This is a genomic window from Arthrobacter sp. LjRoot14, from assembly GCF_964253905.1.
Lineage (GTDB): Bacteria > Actinomycetota > Actinomycetes > Actinomycetales > Micrococcaceae > Arthrobacter.
This window is the reverse complement of record NZ_CAXURL020000001.1, coordinates 120,083-137,194: the sequence shown is the minus strand read 5'-3', so window position 1 is coordinate 137,194 and position 17,112 is coordinate 120,083. Positions and strand designations below refer to the sequence as shown.

17 protein-coding genes are annotated in these 17,112 nt (G+C 66.3%); 8 read left to right on the top strand and 9 right to left on the bottom strand.

Annotation, left to right across the window (positions count from 1 at the left end; genetic code table 11):
* The first annotated feature begins 11 nt into the window (after positions 1–11).
* A complete protein-coding gene (locus tag ACSQ12_RS00695) occupies positions 12–1,724 on the top strand; it encodes an ATP-binding protein (protein ID WP_436063933.1) in 1,713 nt (570 codons plus the stop codon).
* 67 nt (positions 1,725–1,791) lie between these two features.
* On the opposite strand, the gene ACSQ12_RS00690 is transcribed toward ACSQ12_RS00695, so the two are convergent.
* Positions 1,792–1,947 (bottom strand): hypothetical protein, encoded by a 156-nt coding sequence (locus ACSQ12_RS00690; protein ID WP_209741713.1) that lies wholly within the window; start codon positions 1,945–1,947, stop codon positions 1,792–1,794.
* A gap of 145 nt (positions 1,948–2,092) precedes the next feature.
* On the opposite strand from ACSQ12_RS00690, the gene ACSQ12_RS00685 reads away from it, so the two are divergent.
* From ACSQ12_RS00685 to ACSQ12_RS00675, 3 genes are all read left to right on the top strand, one after another.
* Positions 2,093–3,121, top strand: coding sequence for a hypothetical protein (locus ACSQ12_RS00685; RefSeq protein WP_436063932.1), 1,029 nt, complete (start codon positions 2,093–2,095; stop codon positions 3,119–3,121).
* 127 nt (positions 3,122–3,248) lie between these two features.
* Positions 3,249–3,587 (top strand): DUF7793 family protein, encoded by a 339-nt coding sequence (locus ACSQ12_RS00680; RefSeq protein WP_436063931.1) that lies wholly within the window; start codon positions 3,249–3,251, stop codon positions 3,585–3,587.
* Complete coding sequence (locus tag ACSQ12_RS00675; RefSeq protein WP_436063930.1) at positions 3,577–5,115, top strand: putative bifunctional diguanylate cyclase/phosphodiesterase; 1,539 nt, start codon at positions 3,577–3,579, stop codon at positions 5,113–5,115. The genes ACSQ12_RS00680 and ACSQ12_RS00675 overlap by 11 nt, the downstream gene beginning before the upstream one ends.
* Here ACSQ12_RS00675 and ACSQ12_RS00670 read toward each other — a convergent pair.
* The 7 genes from ACSQ12_RS00670 to ACSQ12_RS00640 all read right to left on the bottom strand — a co-directional run bounded on the left by ACSQ12_RS00670 (position 5,112) and on the right by ACSQ12_RS00640 (position 12,141).
* Positions 5,112–5,894, bottom strand: a complete 783-nt coding sequence (locus ACSQ12_RS00670) for a glycerophosphodiester phosphodiesterase (protein WP_436063929.1) — start codon at positions 5,892–5,894, stop codon at positions 5,112–5,114. The two genes, ACSQ12_RS00675 and ACSQ12_RS00670, sit on opposite strands and share 4 nt — an antisense overlap.
* Before the next feature lie 13 nt (positions 5,895–5,907).
* A complete protein-coding gene (locus tag ACSQ12_RS00665) occupies positions 5,908–6,726 on the bottom strand; it encodes an HAD family hydrolase (RefSeq protein WP_436063928.1) in 819 nt (272 codons plus the stop codon).
* A gap of 83 nt (positions 6,727–6,809) precedes the next feature.
* Positions 6,810–7,319: a YbhB/YbcL family Raf kinase inhibitor-like protein gene (locus ACSQ12_RS00660; RefSeq protein WP_436063927.1), complete on the bottom strand. Its 510-nt coding sequence runs from the start codon at positions 7,317–7,319 to the stop codon at positions 6,810–6,812.
* An 11-nt stretch (positions 7,320–7,330) separates the two neighbouring features.
* The gene (locus tag ACSQ12_RS00655) at positions 7,331–8,347 is read right to left on the bottom strand and encodes a carbohydrate kinase family protein (protein WP_245198874.1); all 1,017 of its coding nucleotides are present in this window, start codon (positions 8,345–8,347) and stop codon (positions 7,331–7,333) included.
* Positions 8,348–8,386: 39 nt separating this feature from the next.
* Positions 8,387–9,751 (bottom strand): MBL fold metallo-hydrolase, encoded by a 1,365-nt coding sequence (locus ACSQ12_RS00650; RefSeq protein WP_436063926.1) that lies wholly within the window; start codon positions 9,749–9,751, stop codon positions 8,387–8,389.
* A 108-nt stretch (positions 9,752–9,859) separates the two neighbouring features.
* Positions 9,860–11,212, bottom strand: coding sequence for a Na+/H+ antiporter NhaA (gene nhaA, locus ACSQ12_RS00645; RefSeq protein ID WP_209741722.1), 1,353 nt, complete (start codon positions 11,210–11,212; stop codon positions 9,860–9,862).
* Between the two features lie 134 nt (positions 11,213–11,346).
* Complete coding sequence (locus ACSQ12_RS00640) at positions 11,347–12,141, bottom strand: alpha/beta hydrolase (RefSeq protein WP_209741723.1); 795 nt, start codon at positions 12,139–12,141, stop codon at positions 11,347–11,349.
* A gap of 255 nt (positions 12,142–12,396) precedes the next feature.
* Here ACSQ12_RS00640 and ACSQ12_RS00635 point away from each other — a divergent pair, with 255 nt between their 5' ends.
* From ACSQ12_RS00635 to ACSQ12_RS00620, 4 genes are all read left to right on the top strand, one after another.
* Positions 12,397–13,503, top strand: a complete 1,107-nt coding sequence (locus tag ACSQ12_RS00635) for a GTP pyrophosphokinase (protein ID WP_436063925.1) — start codon at positions 12,397–12,399, stop codon at positions 13,501–13,503.
* Positions 13,504–13,509: 6 nt separating this feature from the next.
* On the top strand, positions 13,510–15,012 hold the full coding sequence (locus ACSQ12_RS00630; protein ID WP_436063924.1) for a SulP family inorganic anion transporter: 1,503 nt from the start codon (positions 13,510–13,512) through the stop codon (positions 15,010–15,012).
* 108 nt (positions 15,013–15,120) lie between these two features.
* Positions 15,121–15,315 (top strand): YegP family protein, encoded by a 195-nt coding sequence (locus tag ACSQ12_RS00625; protein WP_011689974.1) that lies wholly within the window; start codon positions 15,121–15,123, stop codon positions 15,313–15,315.
* A 115-nt stretch (positions 15,316–15,430) separates the two neighbouring features.
* A complete protein-coding gene (locus tag ACSQ12_RS00620; protein WP_436063923.1) occupies positions 15,431–16,486 on the top strand; it encodes a bile acid:sodium symporter family protein in 1,056 nt (351 codons plus the stop codon).
* Between the two features lie 4 nt (positions 16,487–16,490).
* On the opposite strand, the gene ACSQ12_RS00615 is transcribed toward ACSQ12_RS00620, so the two are convergent.
* On the bottom strand, positions 16,491–17,105 hold the full coding sequence (locus ACSQ12_RS00615) for a TetR/AcrR family transcriptional regulator (RefSeq protein WP_245198882.1): 615 nt from the start codon (positions 17,103–17,105) through the stop codon (positions 16,491–16,493).
* Positions 17,106–17,112: the final 7 nt, after the last annotated feature.

Below are 17,112 nucleotides of genomic sequence, written 5' to 3'. Positions count from 1 at the left end.
GCCGGCACGGAATGCGTGCCACTGATGTCACCCTACAATGTACTCAACCGGGGACCGAAGGGGGCAGTGTGGTAATTCAGACGGCGGAGAAATCACTCGTACCACGCACGGCCATCGTGGCGGATCCGGACAGCGGGCGCCGGTCCGCCACGGCCGGGGTCCTGGCAGCCGCGGGGTTCGAGGTCTCCACGGCCTCTAGCCACGAAATCCTGACCGGCCTCCTGGAACGGCACATGCCCAGCATCATCGTCGCGGACCATTCCTTTGGGGTCCCGCCGGCGGACGCGCCGGTGGACGCGCCGCTGCTGCTCCTCGTCGACCTCGCAGACGAATCCGCAGCGGACAGCCTGCGGACGCTGGGCATGGCGGACTACATCGCAAAGCCGGCCGCGCCGGACGAGCTGGTCCACCGGGCGGACGTCCTGATCAGCCGTGCGGCACAGCGCTCCGATGCCCGGCAAAGTGCTGAGCGGTTGCGCGAAAAGCTTCGCTTGGTGTCCTCCGCCATCCGCGCCACTCACGATCCACGCCTGATTTCGGATTGCCTGGTGACGGGATTCGGGGAGACGTTCGGTGCCGACCGCGTACTGTTCACCACGTTCGACGACGACCGTGTGCCCCGGATAGCCGCCGAGTGGCACCGCCCCGGCCTCGCCCCGGTCCCGGAGGGACTGGGGCTGCAGGAGTCCTCCGCCCACCGCGTTGCGGACCGGCTGTGGTCGGAGGCCGAAGTTCTTGCGGTGGAAGACCACCATGTCCACGAATGGTCCCCTGAGGACCAGGACCTGGCGGCCTGGTCTGAAGATATGGGCCCGTGGGCGTCCGCATTCGTTCCCGTGGGCGAGGGAAAGTCATCGCTGGGCGTCATCTGGATTGCGCAGTTGGACGAGCCGCGGGTCTGGACACGCACCGAAATCTCCCTGATCCAGCACGTCGCCGGCAACGTGGCCTACGGGCTCATCCAAAGCCATTTGATGAGCGCCCAGCAACAGGTGGTCAAGCAGCTGCGGCAGCTTGACCAGGCGAAGACCGACTTCCTGGCCACTGTCAACCATGAGCTCCGGACGCCGCTGACATCCATCTCCGCCTACCTGGACATGATCCAGGACGGTGTGGGGGGTCCGGTGCCCGCGGAAGTGACCCGGATGCTGGACATCATTGTCAGGAACTCCGAGCGGCTCCGCCGCCTGATCGAAGATATGCTCACTGTTTCCCGCCAGGACTACGACGGCGCCAACCTGCACCTGGGCCCGGTGAGTCTGGGGCACACCCTGCAGATCGTCACGGTTGCGCTGCGTCCGCTGGCAGAACTGGGGGACGTTTCCATCTCCTTGGAGCTGTGTGACGGCGACCCGGCGATAATTGCCGATGAAGTCCAGCTGGAGCAGGTGTTTACCAACCTTGTTTCAAATGCCATCAAATTCACGCCACGCGGAGGCAGGATTGTTGTCAGTTGCCGCTTTGAGGCAATGACGGACGGTGAGCCGGGCGTAAATGTTCATGTCCGCGACACGGGGGTAGGAATCCCGGAAGAAGAAATCCCGCATCTTTTTACCCGGTTTTTCCGTGCCTCCAACGCAACATCCACTGCCGTGCCGGGCAGCGGCCTGGGACTCGCCATTGCACACGACATCGTAAAGTCGCACCGGGGGTTTTTGGCGGTCAGCTCCGAGCTCGGCGCGGGTACCACCATCACTGTTCAACTGCCCGTTTCCGGCCCGTAACGCGTAGCCGCACTTTAAACGAAACTGCCCCCGGAGATAAAATCCGGGGGCAGTCTTTCTTGCCGAACTAGTTGGGCCACCAACCGATGGAGGACTGGGTGGTCGTCGTCTTGCTGGAGCTGCTGACAGTTGTGTCCGACTTAGGAGCGGCGTTGGCGGGTGCTGCAAATCCAGCGACAGCCAGAACGCCGGTGAGCAAGAATGTTGCGGCAATCTTCTTCATCCGTTGGTCCTTTCAATCAATTAGGTTCGATCATGCATTACGAGCGTCATTATACGGTCAGATCATCAACATAAAAGCCACGTAATACGAAAGTAATTGCCGGGACCGGACTGCGGCCAGGGCAGTCAGGGTGGATAATTGGCAAATGCCGTATCCCCGGAATTTGACTCCCTACGTAGTTGCCGAGCTGCAGGCCCGCGAAAGTGCCAAAAACCGCGATTATGCCGCTGCGAAAGCGCAGGCCGCGGCCGCCGCCGCCCTGGCTTTGGAGTCCAGGGATTTTTCCGGCTGGTGGAACATGATCTACCTCAAGGCAGAGTGCCTCCGTGACGAGGGCTCAATCTCCGAGTGCTTGGACGTGGCCAAGTCCCTCGCCGAATCCCCAATGTCAGCGGATCACGCCCTGCTGGCCGCCCGGGCCTACACGTTGCTGGCTGTGGCACAGCAAGGACTTGGCCGGCTCCCTGACGCCGTGTCATCCGCCGCAACAGCCGCCAACCTTGTGGCTGGCAACGCCGAGTACGTGTACCTCCATGTGGAAGCACAGCGCGCACTCATCGCCGCCCTGGCCGAGAGCCGCCGACTGGATGAGGCGTGGGATCAGTGCCTCCTTCTGGAGGGCCTGCTGACGGAGCTTGTGGACGAGGACACCGCAGGCAAGGCCTATTGGGTGATCGGAAACGTCGCGTTCCTCACCGGCAGGGTCACGGACGGCGGGCGGTACCACGACATGGCCGCAGAGAGCCTTTCGCCGTCGAAGGACGTGGACCTCTGGGCCCGGTTCAACCGCGCGTCAGCGGTGATGCGCCTTGAGGCTGAACTCACCGGACCCGCGACGCTTCGCTGCATCGAACGGGCTGAACTCGCAACTGAAGTCGTCGGCGGCAGCGATCGCGACCTCCTCGAAATGTCCTTCGCCCGCGCGCACTGGAATTTCCTGACCGGCGACATGGCCACCGCCATCAACATGCTCAGGCCGCTCTGCACCGAAGCCGGAATTTTGGCCACCCAAACGGCAGGAGAAGCCTCTTTCCTGCTGGGAAGATCACTCCTTGCCAACGGTGAGCGCGACGAGGCGCTGCAGCGGCTGGCGGATGCCGCCGAGCTGTTCGACAATGCCGCCGCCTCGGAACGGAGCGCCCAGGTCCGCGCGTTTGCGGCTGATGTACGCTAACGCTCTCCGGACCCGGATGGACGGTGTAGTTTAGTCGCAAGGCCTCACCGGAGTTTCGGTGGGCTGCGGGAGGCCAAACGGCTCCTCTCATATGTTCGGGGGATTGATGTCTAAGCCGCTTGGATTGATGCATGAGCAGATTGTCCGGATCGTGCTTCCCCGGGACGAGCACTTGGACGAACACTCGGCACAGTTGCTGGCTGCCGGCCTCCAGGCGCCCCCGTCGGGCTCCCCGTTGGTCGTGCTGATGGATGTGACGGACGTTGCGTCTGTAAGCCGGGCAGCTAGGGCCGTCTTCAGCAACGTGAGCACCGTGGCCGCGTGGGCGCTGCTGGGCCGGACCCCCGTGGACCGTATCCTGGCCCATTTCATCCTTGGCGGTGACTTCAAGTCCGGGCCGGCGAGCTACTTCACCTCCGAAATTGATGCACTCAAGTGGTTGAAGGAAAACGCCCATGTTCACTGAAGGCGATCCGCGCCTGGGCAAGCTGCTGGACGGAATCGTCCGCCTCGCCGCAGGAGAGCTGCACTCCAGGATTGAAGTGTCCCCCGCCAGGGACGAACTGGATGCCGTCATCATGGGAACCAACCTCCTCGCCGAGGATCTGCAGATTATGTACCAGGAGCTGGAACAGCGGGTGGAACTGCGCACCCGGCTGCTCAACGAGGCGCATCTCGAAATGCAGAAGATGGCACTCACAGACTCGCTCACGGGCCTGGCGAACCGTGCCGCCCTGGTCAGTGCCATTAACGACGCACTGGCGGAGGCCGGGCAGGGCGGCCTGCCGCCGGCACTCCTCCTGCTGGACCTTGACGCTTTCAAGGGCATCAACGACACCCTTGGCCACGCTGCCGGCGACCAGGTCCTGGCCGCCGTCGGGGAGCGCATCAAAGGCTCAGTCCGCGAAACAGACACAGTGGCCCGCCTGGGCGGAGACGAATTCGCCGTTCTGATGCCCGCCACCACCCTGGCCCGCGCCGCTGGCGTGGGCAACCGCATCCTCGCCTCCCTGGACGGCCAGGTGGAGCTCGAGAACGACGCTGTCCAGTGCGGTGCCAGCATGGGGCTGTGCATCGGTGGAAACGGCCAGAGCGCGGAACAGCTGCTCATCGAGGCTGATGTGGCCATGTACGCGTCCAAGGCCGGGGGCCGCAACCGGCTCAAGGTGTTCGAACCGGCAATGCTGCACGCCCGCCAGCTGCGCAGCCAGCTCATTGAGGACCTGCGGACGGCCATTTCCGGCTCGGAGCTGGTGCTTTTTTACCAGCCCGTGGTGGACCTGGCAACAGGGCGGATCGAAGGCGCGGAAGCCTTGGTCCGCTGGAAGCACCCGTCCCGGGGGATGGTGATGCCGGACGAATTCATTCCGTTGGCGGAAGACGCCGGACTCATTTCCGAGCTGGGCGGGTGGGTCCTACGCGCCGCCGTACGGCAGTTGAGGGACTGGCGGGCAGAGGGCCGTGCGGGCGACGAATTCTCCATGCGCATTAACATCTCCCCCACGGACCTGCAGCGCCTGGAGTTCATCGAAGAGGTCCGGGATGCCCTCAGCGAGGCGGAGCTCAACCCGGAACTGCTGGTCCTCGAGCTGACGGAAGGTGCCATCGTCAGCGGCAATGAACTGGACCGGTACTCCCTGAACAGCCTGCGGAAGCTGGGTGTGGGGCTGGAAATCGACGACTTCGGCACGGGCTACTCCTCCATCAGCTACCTGCGCAAGCTTCCCGTGGACAAGGTCAAAGTGGACCGCTCCCTCCTGAAGGACCTGGGGACGGACCCGGCCCAGCCAGCGCTGATAGCGGCAATCCTCCAGCTGATCCGGGCGTGCGGCCTCGAGGCGGTCTGGGAAGGCGTGGAAAACGCGGAACAGGCACAGCATCTTGCCAGCATCGGCTGTGTCAGCGCGCAGGGATATTACTTCGGCCGGCCGGTCCCTGCGGACGAGTTTGCAGCAGTGCTGGACGCACAGCGGGCGTCACGCCACGACAGCTAGTCCCACTGCCCCCGGTCCTGGAGCACCTGTTTGAGGAGATCTGCCCGGTCGGTGACGATGCCGTCAACACCAAGGTCCAGGAGCCGGTGCATCTCCTCGGGGTCGTTGATGGTCCAGACATGGACCTGGAGACCGTGCCGGTGGGCGCGGCGGACAAAGGCCGGCGTCACCACCCGGACGCCGCCGTAGCTGACCGGCACCTGAAGCGCGTGGACGCCGCGCAGGAGCCGACGGATGACCGGTGCCGGAAGCACCGGGCCCAACATCGTGAACAGGGCGTTGGAAACCATACCGGCCGACGCCGCGACCGGCCGGCTCAACTGTTTGACGACAGCCCGGCGCCGGCGGTCGGAGAAGCTCGCAATCAGTACCTGGTCGTGAACGCCGTACCTCTCAATCGCGGCGGCAAGGCCCGGCACCGAGTTCCAATCCTTGACATCAAGGTTTAGCCGCACGTCGGGGAAGGCCCGGACCATCTCCTCGAAGAGCGGGATGGGCTCCACGCCGCCGATCCGTGCCCGGGCAACGATCCCGGCAGGGAGCCGGGCGATGCGGCCCTGCCCGTCAGTGACGCGGTCCAGCGAGGGGTCGTGAAACACCAGGAGCACGCCGTCGGCGGTGGTGTGAACGTCCATTTCCAGGTACCGGTAGCCGAGTTCGACGGCGGCGCGGAACGCCGACATCGAATTTTCCAGCCCGTCCGGAGAGAAACCGCGGTGCGCCATGGCAATCCGCGCGGAGGCGCTTCCGGCGGCGAAGAAGGGCTGGGAGTCCGTCATTCCAGGCGCCTGCCTAGACGGGTTTCACGCCAAGTCCGGCAAGCTTGGCTTCGAGAATCTGGGCCACGCCGTCGTCGTCGAAATGGGGCGCCTGCTGCCCCGCTGCCCGGATGGCCTCGGGGTGGCCGCTGGCCATTGCATAGCCGTCGCCGGCCCAGCGCAGCATCTCGATGTCGTTGGGCATGTCCCCGAAGGCCACCACATCAGCGGCCTCAATGCCCAGGGTGGCGGCGTATTCGGCCAGCGTCACGGCTTTGTTGACGCCCGGCAAAGCGAGCTCCAGCATGGCCACGGTGGGTGCCGAGTGGGTGGCCGAAGCGAGGTGCGCCACCGCGGGTGACACTTCGGCGAGGAAGTCGTCTGCGGTGCCTTCACGGACAATTGCCAGGAACTTCACTACGGCGTCGTCCGCAGTGAGGGTGCTGGCCAGCGGAGCGGGGGTGAACTCGGACAGGATTTCGCTGGAGTCGTTTTCGATGAAGCCCGGTTCCAGGTGGAAGCCGGTGAGGGTTTCCGCGGCGAACAGGGCGGACGGCCGCAGCTGCTTGATGATGCGGCGTGCTTCGAACACGGCGTCCAGGGCAAGCGAACGTGCGGACACCAGGCGGCCTGCCTCGAGGTCCCACACCACTGCGCCGTTCGAGCAGATCACCGTTCCCGCATGCCCCAACTGGTCCTCCAGGGGGTGCAGCCAGCGGGGCGGACGTCCGGTCACGAACACCAGTTCGACGCCGGCGTCACGGCACGCGTGGAAGGCGCGGATGGTCCGGTGGCTGATTTTGCCGTCATGCCCGAGGATCGTTCCGTCAATGTCACTTGCTACCAGCCGCATACTGTCAGTCTACGTTGGCCCGCCAGTGGCGGCGGCCCAGGATCCAGGCCCGGGCCTGACGCCCGGCGGGCGCGGCGGCGAGCTCAGCGCTCGAAGATGCCGGTGAGCGTTCCGCGGGCCAGCACGTGCCCGGCCAGCTTGGCTTCCAGCTTGGCCGGGCTGAACCCGGCTTCCAGGCCCAGGTGCTCCACGTCGAGGGCGTAGACGGTGGCGATGTAGCGGTGCGGACCGTGTCCGGGCGGCGGCGCGGCCCCCAGGTAGCCGTGGAAGCCGCCGTCGTTCTTCAACTGCAGCGCACCGGCCGGAAGGAGCCGGCCGCCCTCGGCGCCCGCACCGGCGGGCAAGGACGTAGCGCCCGCGGGGAGGTCCAGCACGGCCCAGTGCCAGAAGCCGCCACGGCCCGGGGCATCGGGATCGAACACCGTGACCGCATAGCCCTTGGTTCCGGCCGGCGCACCGCTCCAGCTCAACTGCGGCGATTCATCGTTGCCGCCGGCGCGCATCTTGCCGCTGCGCTGGGCGGGCGGCAGGATCTGGCCGTCCCGGAAGGACTCGCTGGTGACGTGCAGGTTCGGGGAATCGTGGCGGGACATCTGCTGGCCTTTCAGTTGCTGGCGGAGTCGGCATTCCTCAGGTCGTCCCCGGCGAGCGCCGTGTCGCGCGCCAGGCCTTCGCGCTCCAGGCTTTCGAGCTCGAAGTGGTTGAGCTCCGCCCTGGTGGGCGGGTTGGCTCCGGGCCGGGACACGGTGACGGCCGCAGCCCACGCCGCATGGGCCAGCAGCTCACGGAGCGACTCGGCCGGCAGTTCACGCAGCTCCTTCCGGTTCTGCGCACCGTCCAGTCCGCGGTCCACCAGGCCGGAAATCAGTGCTGCCATAAAGGAATCCCCGGCACCCACAGTGTCCGCCACCTCCACCCTGGGCGCAGGGAACTCGGCTTCGCCGGCGGCGGTGATGCCCCAGGGGCCGGCCGCGCCGCGGGTCACCACCACCAGGGCGGGCCCCCCGGGACCGCCCAGGGAGAGCCAGCGCCGGGCCGAATCCAGCGCGTCCACACCGGGGTACAGCCACTCCAGGTCCTCGTCGGAAGCCTTCACGACGTCCGCGAGGCTGACGAACTTTTCCGCCTGCCTGCGGGCGTAGTCCACGTCGGTGATGATGGTGGGGCGGCAGTTGGGGTCGAAGCTGATGGTGGCGGACGGGTGGGCGTGCTCGACGGCGGAAAGCACCTCGGCGGCGCCCGGCGCCAGCATGGTGGCAATGGAACCGGTGTGCACCAGGGTGGTGCCCTGCAGCATGAACGGCAGCCGGTCCGCGAGGCCGGGAAGTTCCCAGGCGAGGTCGAACGTGTAGCTGGCGGCGCCGTCGTCGTCTATCAACGCGGTGGCCACGCTGGTGGGCAGGGCATCCGGACCCTGCGGGACCATCACCGAGCTGGATTTCAGGTGGGCGGCCACGGACTCGCCGTAGGCGTCGCGCCCGAACCTGCCGATGAACTGCACGGGATGGTCCAGCCGCGCCAGTCCCACTGCCACGTTGAGCGGGCTGCCGCCCACGTGGGCCTCGACTCCCGAGGATCGCTGGACAACGTCAACCAGGCCTTCGCCAATAACTGTGAGCATGCTCATACTCTGCCAGAGAACGGGTGCGGGCGCTCCTGATTACGCCGACAGGCCCTTGTCCATGGGGACACCGGCTTGACCGGCATCCTCGAACCTCGCGTCCAGGTGGACCACGTCCCTGCCTGCACGCTGCAGCAGGCTGGCCGCCACTCCGGCACGGTAGCCGGTTCCGCAGTGGACCCACAGCTTGCCGGCCGGCACTTCGTCCATTCGGGTGAGGAGCTGGTGGATGGGAACGTTAACGGCGCCGGCCACGTGGGAGGCGGCAAACTCGTCCGTCCGCCGTACATCGAGGACCGTGTCACCGCCTGCCCGGCCGGCCAGCAGGCCGTCCCAGCCGACGCGCGGGTAGGAGTCGACGGCGGCGTCCGGCGCCAGTGCGTGCGGTTCGGTCCCGACGGCGGCATCCGGCGAATCGATGCCGATGCGGGACAGATCGCGGATGGCTTTTTCGACGTCATCCCGCGAGCCGACGAGGGTGAGCTTCTCATCCCAGGGCAGGACCCAGCCCAGGTAGGTGGTGAAGTTGGAGCCGCTGCCGTATTCGAAGCTGACACTGCCCTTGAGGTGGTTGCTGGCAAACGCCACGCGGCGGCGGAGGTCGACCACCCATTCGCCGTCTTCCAGGCGGCGGGTGAGCTCGGCCGGGTCCACCGATTCCGGGACCGCGAGGTCCGCGGGACCCGGACCCTTGGCGTTCATGGCCCCCATGTGCGCGTAATACGCCGGGTACGCGGAGAGGTTGGCGATGAGTTCCTGGACGAAATGGTCCTCGTCCGGATCGGTCAGGGCGTGGTTCGCGGTGAGCTGCTCACCGACAGTGGAGGAGCCGGAGCGGGTGGCCGGCCCGGACGAACAGAACGACCCGAAGCCGTGGGTGGGGAAGAGCGCTGCGTCATGCCGGGCCTCGGCCACGAGACGGCGCACGGAAGCATACTGGTCATGGGTCAGGCCGACCGTGTCGGACGCAGCCACGAGGTCTGTCCGGCCGACTGAGCCGTAGAGCAGGCTGCCGCCGGAGAAGACAGCCTGCTTGTCGCCGTCGTCCACGATGAAGGACAGGTGCGTGTGGGTGTGGCCCGGAGTGGCCACGGCCCTTACCGTCAGCGCGCCCACGCGGACGGTCTGGCCGTCGGTGATGGCTTCGCGCTCGAACTGGACCGGGTCCGCGGCGTTGACCAAGTACGTCGCACCATGGGATGTGGCCAGTTCCAGGCCGCCGGTGACGTAGTCGTTGTGCACATGAGTTTCGGCGACGTGGGTGATGGTCACCCCCGCTTCGCGGGCGGCGGCCTCCACCCGGTCCGTGTCCCGCTGCGGGTCGATGACGAGTCCCACCGTGCCGTCGTGGACCAGGTAGCTCCGGTCCCCCAGCTGCGGGGTTTCGATGACAACAACGTCCATGGCATCCTCCTCGGGAGGTGACGGCGGCGCCGGGCGGGTTCGGCCCCGCGCCTGCCCTTAACTCGACCATACCCAGAGGGGTATGGCACAGCAAGGGGTTGCGGGCCGTCAGGCCTGGTTCTCGTGTTCGTAGACGTCCGGAATGCCGTCCTGGTCCGAGTCCACCTTCTCCAGCTCTTCCGCACGGCGGTACTGGCGGTTCCTGGTCCGCAGCACCACGGTGGCCAGGATGGCGGCAAGGAGCGATGCGGCCAGGATGCCTACCTTGGCGTGGTCATCGTGCAAGCTGCCGTGGCCGAAGCTGAGTTCCGCGACCAGCAGGGACACGGTGAAGCCGATTCCGGCCAGCAATGAGACGCCAAAAACATCGATCCACTTGAAGGATCCGTCCAGCCGCGCCCTGGTGGCTTTGGTGAGGATCCACGTGGTGCCCATGATGCCGATCGGCTTGCCCAGGACGAGCGCCATGATGATGCCGATGGCCACGGGGTCGGCCAGGGCGGAACCCAGGCCTTCCCAGCCGCCTACGGCCACGCCGGCGGAGAAGAAAGCGAAGATGGGAACCGCCACGCCGGCGGAAATGGGACGGAAGCGGTGTTCGAATATCTCCGCGAGGCCGGGGCCCGCTTCGGGACCCCCGCTGGCCTGGGACCGGAGCACCGGCACGGCGAACCCGAGCAGGACGCCCGCCACCGTGGCGTGGATGCCGGAGGCGTGCACCAGCGCCCAGGTGACGATGCCGAGCGGCAGCAGGATGGCCCAGGCAGCCATGAAATGGGCACCGAAGAAGCGGCGGTACTTCTGGGCCAGGAAGGCGTACAGGGCAAGCGGGATGAGGGCGAGCAGCAGCGGGGCCGCCTGGATGTCGCTGGAGTAGAAGAACGCGATGATGCTGATGGCAATGAGGTCATCCACCACTGCCAGGGTGAGCAGGAAGATGCGCAGGGCGCTGGGCAGGTGCGAGCCGATGATGGCCAGCACTGCGACGGCGAACGCGATGTCCGTTGCGGTGGGGATGGCCCATCCGCGCAGGGTTTCCGGGCTGTAGATGTTCACGGCGGCGTAGATCAACGCGGGAACAATCACGCCGCCGGCCGCAGCCGCCACGGGCACGATCGATTTGTTGAGCTGGCGGAGATCGCCTGCCACGAACTCACGCTTGAGCTCCAGGCCCACCAGGAAGAAGAAGATGGCCAGCAGTCCGTCGGCCGCCCAGGCGCCCAGGCTCAGCTCGAGATGCCAGGGCTCATAGCCGATTTTGTAGTCCCGCAAGGCGAAATAGCTGTCGGAGACCGGCGAGTTTGCCCAGATCAGGGCGATGACAGCCGCGGCCACCAGGAGGGCGCCGCCGACAGTTTCCTTGCGCAGGATCTCACCGATGCGCAGCGATTCTGCGTAGCTGCCGTAGCCAAGGACGGTGCGTGGTTTGGCGTCGGGGGCGGGCGTAGGTGTGTGGCTCATGAAGCGTCCTAAACGTTGAGTCGACAAAATCATGCCGACCAGACTTCCCGGCGCACCTTGGACCAGTCTAGGCGACGGACTCCGCCGCGGGTTAAACGTGCCGGGCGGAAATGAAGCCGCCGGCGAGCGCCGCGTCAGCCGAGGAGTTCCTGCACCAGGTCCCGGCACTTCCGGTAGGCCGGCGTCTTGGGGTCAATCAGGGAGAAGTGGTCGCCGGGCACGTTGAGCAGCTGGACCGGCGCACCCGCGGCCTTGGCCGCGCTGGCGTAGGACAGGGACTGGCTTGCGGGAACATCGTCATCGTCGCTCCCGTGGACCGCGTAAACGGGGACACCCAGCGGGAGCGCGCTCATGGGGTCCACAAACTTGTGCCGTTTCGGGTACTTCGCTGACGAACCGCCCAGCAGGTTGCTGACCGCGCCGTTGCTGAGGTTCAGCTTTTCGGCGTCGGCCAGGTTCAGGAGCCCGGCCTGGCTGACCACCCCGGTAAGGTGCACTGCGCCGTCGTCGTTCTTCCGCTGCAACTGGCGGTCAGCGTCCGGCGCGCCTAGCTGCCCCAGGCGGGAACGGCCGGCGGCCCAGACTGCAAGGTGCCCGCCGGCCGAGTGGCCCAGCGCCACCACTCTTTCGAGGCCCAGCCCGTGCATCGCGGCAACGTCCCGGAGCTTGTCGATGCCCGCCAGCACGTCCTCGAAGGTGTGCGGCCAGCCGCCGCCGTTGCCAGCGCGCCGGTACTCCAGGTTCCAGGCCGGCATCCCGTGCATGGCGAGGTCCCTGGCCAGCGGTTCGCCCAACTCGGCGCCGTACTGCGAGCGCCAGTACCCGCCGTGGATGACCACCACCACGCCCCGGGTTCCAGGGGCGTCCGGCAGGAAGAGTTCACCCCATTGGCTGGGGTCGTCGCCGTATTGGTACTTGTGCCGCTTCACTGCGTCCTCCTTCGGGCCCGACGAACAGGAAGCGGACAGTGCCCCCAGTGTCACCGCCGCGGCAGCGCCCAGCCCCGTTGAAAGAAGGGTCCGACGCCGCACATCAGCCATGTGCCGAGCCTACCTTGGGTGCCGGACAGCTTTGCGCCAGGGGGTTCGACGGCGGCGTCGTGCACCGTGCGCCGGCGCCACGGACCGAACAGCCGCGAAGGTGTCACCCGCGCGGCTGTCGCAGGCCGCCCGTAAGCTGGAACCATGGCTACCAACTGGGACCGCCTGGACGCAGGCCTGCGCGAATCCGTGCAGGAAAACGTGGAGCTCTACGAGCGGGTCCGCCCTGCCCTGAAGCTGGTCACCCGGGAAGTCCTGCTCACGCTGCGCAGCATGCTCAAGGACACCGAGGTGACGCCCCTGTTCGTCACCGGCCGCACCAAAACGGTGGAGTCCTTCAAGGAAAAGATTTCCCGCACGGAGAAGCCGCTGGAACCGGGCGGGCCGCCCGTACTGAAGTTCCCGGACCCGTTCCGGACCCTCAATGACATGGTGGGCGTCCGGGTGATCACCAAGCTGCCGGCTGAGAACGCTGTGGTGGCAAACCTGATCAAACGCCAGCGCCAGCTCTTTGACTGCCGCGGCGACCGCGAGAAGGACATCGGCTCCATCGAGTCCGGCACCTACGGCTACTCCAGCCGGCACCTGATCCTGCGGACCATCCAGAACGAAGCCGTCAAGGACTACCAGCAGGTGTTCAACCCGGACCTCCAGCCCAACGGCAGCTACTTTTTCGAATGCCAGATCCGCACCGTCTTTGCCCACGCCTGGAGCGAGATCGAGCACGACATCCGCTTCAAGGCCGAGGACCCCCGCGCCTGGACTCCGCACTTTGACCGGCAGTTCACCGCCACGGCGGCAATGCTGGAAACGGTGGAGGGCGCCTTCGCTGACCTGCACGAACGCTATGAGGAAGTCCGCGGCTACTGGGACACGGACGGCGAGGGCGGTGCGCAGCTCACCCCGAACCGGATCCGCGACGTCTGGCGGACGCTTCTTCCGCACGTTGACCGTAAAGTGGATGATGACTGGGGCTGGGCAGCCGAACTCATGGCCGCCCACGGCCTCAACCAGACCGTGCAGCTGGCAGAGCTGCTCAGCGCCAACCGGATCACCGAAGTCCGCAAGGCCCTGGACCACAGGTACTCCCCCGGGCCCGACCGGCTGCTGGATGACCTGTTGCTGTGGCAGTACGGCACCAAACACATTGACCTCACCGCGGAGGCGCCCGACGTCGTTCCGCACCCCCGGCGCGACAGCCTCCTGCGGCGGCTGAAACAGATCGAGCGCTACCGCCAGACCAAGCTCTAGGACATCATGAAGCCCGAACAACTCCAGTCCGTCCGGGCCACGCTCCGTTCCCCGCGCCGGCTCAAGACGGAAGCCCTCGCCGGACTGGTGGTGGCGCTGGCCCTCATCCCCGAGGCGATTGCATTCTCCGTCATTGCAGGCGTTGATCCCCGGATCGGGCTGTTCGCGTCCTTCACCATGGCGGTGACCATCTCCTTCGTAGGCGGCCGGCCTGCCATGATCTCCGCGGCCACCGGCGCGGTTGCCCTGGTGATCGCCCCGCTGATGCGGAGCCACGGCCTGGACTACCTGATCGCCGCCGTGATCCTGGCCGGGGTCTTCCAGATCCTCCTGGCACTCCTGGGCGTCACCAAACTCATGCGCTTCATTCCGCGCTCAGTGATGGTGGGGTTCGTCAACGCACTGGCCATCCTCGTGTTCATGGCGCAGCTGCCCGAGCTGATCAACGTGCCGTGGCTCGTCTATCCGCTCGTGGCGGTTGGCCTGGTGATCGTGATTGCCCTGCCGCGGCTCACGTCAGCGATACCCTCGCCGCTGGTGGCGATCGTGGCCCTGACACTGTTTGCGGTGTTCGCCAGGATCGACGTACCCGCCGTCCGGGACAAGGGCCAGCTTCCGGAAAGCCTGCCCACGATCTTCGTTCCCAACGTGCCGCTGACGCTGGAAACCTTCCAGATCCTCGCCCCCTTCGCGCTCTCCATGGCACTGGTGGGCCTGCTGGAATCCCTGATGACGGCCAAGCTTGTGGACGACATCACGGACACCCGCTCGAACAAGACCCGCGAGTCCTGGGGCCAGGGCGTGGCGAACATCGTCACCGGCTTCCTGGGCGGCATGGGCGGCTGCGCCGTGATCGGGCAGACCATGATCAACGTCAAGGGGTCCGGTGCCCGGAGCAGGGTCTCTACGTTCCTTGCCGGCGTCTTCCTGCTGGTCCTGGTGGTGACGCTGGGCGATGTTGTGGGGCTGATCCCCATGGCAGCGCTCGTGGCCGTGATGATCTTCGTCTCCGCCATCACGTTCGACTGGCACTCCATCGCCCCGAAGACTCTCAAGCGGATGCCCAAATCCGAAACAGCGGTCATGCTGATTACGGTGGGCACCGTCGTGGCCACCCACAACCTCGCCATTGGAGTGGGCGTCGGAGTCCTGGCGGCCATGGCCATGTTCGCCCGGCGCGTTGCCCATTTCGCCACGGTCGAACGGACCGAGATCGAGCTCAATGGCGAGACCGTGGCAACGTACACGGTGGACGGAGAGCTCTTCTTCGCGTCCTCCAACGACCTCTACACCCAGTTCGAATACGCCCGCGATGCCGCACCCACGGTGGACCGAATCATCATCGATCTGCACGCCTCGCACCTGTGGGACGCGTCCACCATCGCCGTGCTGGACGCCGTCACCGAGAAGTACCGGCGGCACGGCCGGGAAGTGGAGCTGATCGGCCTGAACTCCGCCAGCACCCAGATGCGTGAACGGCTCGCCGGGAAGCTCAACGCCGGGCACTGACCGGACACAAAACGTTGTGTAGTTTATGTGACAAGTATTGTCATCTAGGCTGGTAAGGGAGCAGCCTGCGACCACCTGGCAGGCGCACCACCTTGGGGGAGGTCCAGCATGGCAGGAAAATTCGAACTCGTCGCCGCGGAACAAGGCGGCGTCCGCATCCGGCTCGTCAACGGCGCAGGCAATATCCTGGCCGTCTCAGGAATCTACCGCGACAGCGCTGCGGCCGCTTCCGGCGTCACGGAGATTCGCGAGCACGCGGCCACTGCGCACATCGCCGATTACAGCGGCCCGCCGGCCCAGTAGCTCCGCGCCATGGGCCGCCCGGCAGCGGGACAGCCGGCGGTGCGCCTGCGACATAAATGTCAGACGTCTGTTCACGAACTGGCCGGATCAAGGGTCGGGGTGTGAGCATTATTGGATGCTTGAGGCAACCAAATCCCACGAACACCCCAAGGCCGGCACCGAAGCTGATGCCGCCGGACTGAATCCGGCACTGGCCGCAGAGGCAAAAATCGCGCGAATCGCAGTCACGGTCTTCCCGCTGCTGGTGGTCGCTGCCGGCGTTGCCGGCTTCCTGCTGCCCGGCGCCTTCAAGCCGATGGCGCCCGGCGTCCCGTACCTGCTGGGAGTCATCATGTTCTGCATGGGCCTGACCCTCACCCCGCCGGACTTCGCCTCCGTGGTGAAGCGGCCCTGGGCCGTGGTGCTGGGCATTGTGGCCCACTACGTGATCATGCCGGGTGCCGGATGGTTGATTGCCGTGGCACTCAACCTCCCGCCCGAACTGGCCGTTGGCCTCATTCTGGTTGGCTGCGCACCGTCCGGGACCGCCTCCAACGTGATGGCCTTCCTGGCCAAGGGCGACGTTGCCCTCTCGGTGGCCGTCGCCTCCGTCTCCACACTGATCGCCCCGATCGTCACTCCCCTGCTGGTCCTCTTCCTGGCCGGATCCTTCCTGCAGATCGACGCCGGAGCGATGGTCCTGGACATCGTCAAGACCGTCCTCCTGCCGGTAATTGCAGGCCTGCTGGCACGGCTGTTCCTCAAGAAGCTCGTGGCGAAGGTGCTTCCGGCACTCCCGTGGGCCTCCGCCGTCGTGATTTCCCTGATTGTGGCGATCGTCGTGGCCGGCAGCGCCAGCAAGATTGTGGCCGCAGGCGGCATCGTGTTCCTCGCCGTGGTGCTGCACAACGGCTTTGGCCTGGGCCTTGGATACCTCGCCGGAAAGCTCGGCAGGCTGGATGACAAGGCCCGCCGCGCGCTGGCCTTTGAAGTCGGCATGCAGAACTCCGGGCTGGCCGCCACCTTGGCCACCGCGCACTTCAGTCCGCTGGCCGCACTGCCCTCCGCGGTGTTCTCGCTGTGGCACAACATCTCGGGCGCGATCGTGGCCGCGTGGCTGGCCCGGCGCCCGCTGAGCGATGCCCCTGGCCGCGATGCCCTCTTTCACGGCGCAGCCGCCCGGGACGCCTAAGCGCTCAGTTCCGGTGGTGCTCGATCAGCCAGCCGGCCATCTGCTGGGCCCGCTTTGATGCCAGGAAGTCCCCTTCGGTGGCCGAGATGATCGAGCCCTTCATCAGGATGTGCCAGGACCGGGCGAATTCTTCGGTGCGATTCAGCCCGGCTTCCTCCGCCAAGGCCTGGATGTGGCCGCGGATCCTGGTGAGGTAGCCGATGCTCGCCTTCCCCAGCGGATGGTCGGGACCCATTTCCAGCAGGACATTGATGAAAGTGCACGCTTCGAAGTCGTCCCGGTGGAACCAGTCGCCGAACACGTCGAAGATGGCGAGCAGCCGCTCCTCGGGGGTGGCGCCGCGGCGCCGGGCTTCGGAGACGATGAGGTCCACGGTCCAGACCTGGTCACGGAGCGCCAGGAAGGCCAGGACCAGGGCATCCTTGGACGGGAAATGCCGGTAGAACGTCGCCTTGGCCACGCCGGAGCGGCTGATGAGTTCATTGGTCCCTACATCGCGGATCCCGCGGCGGGAAAACAGCTCATAAGCGGTGGCAAGAATGCGGTCCACGGGGTCATCACGGCCCGCCATTGCCTGGGCGGGCAGCAGGGTGGAACGGTTGGCGTCGTCGGCAGTCATCGTAGAA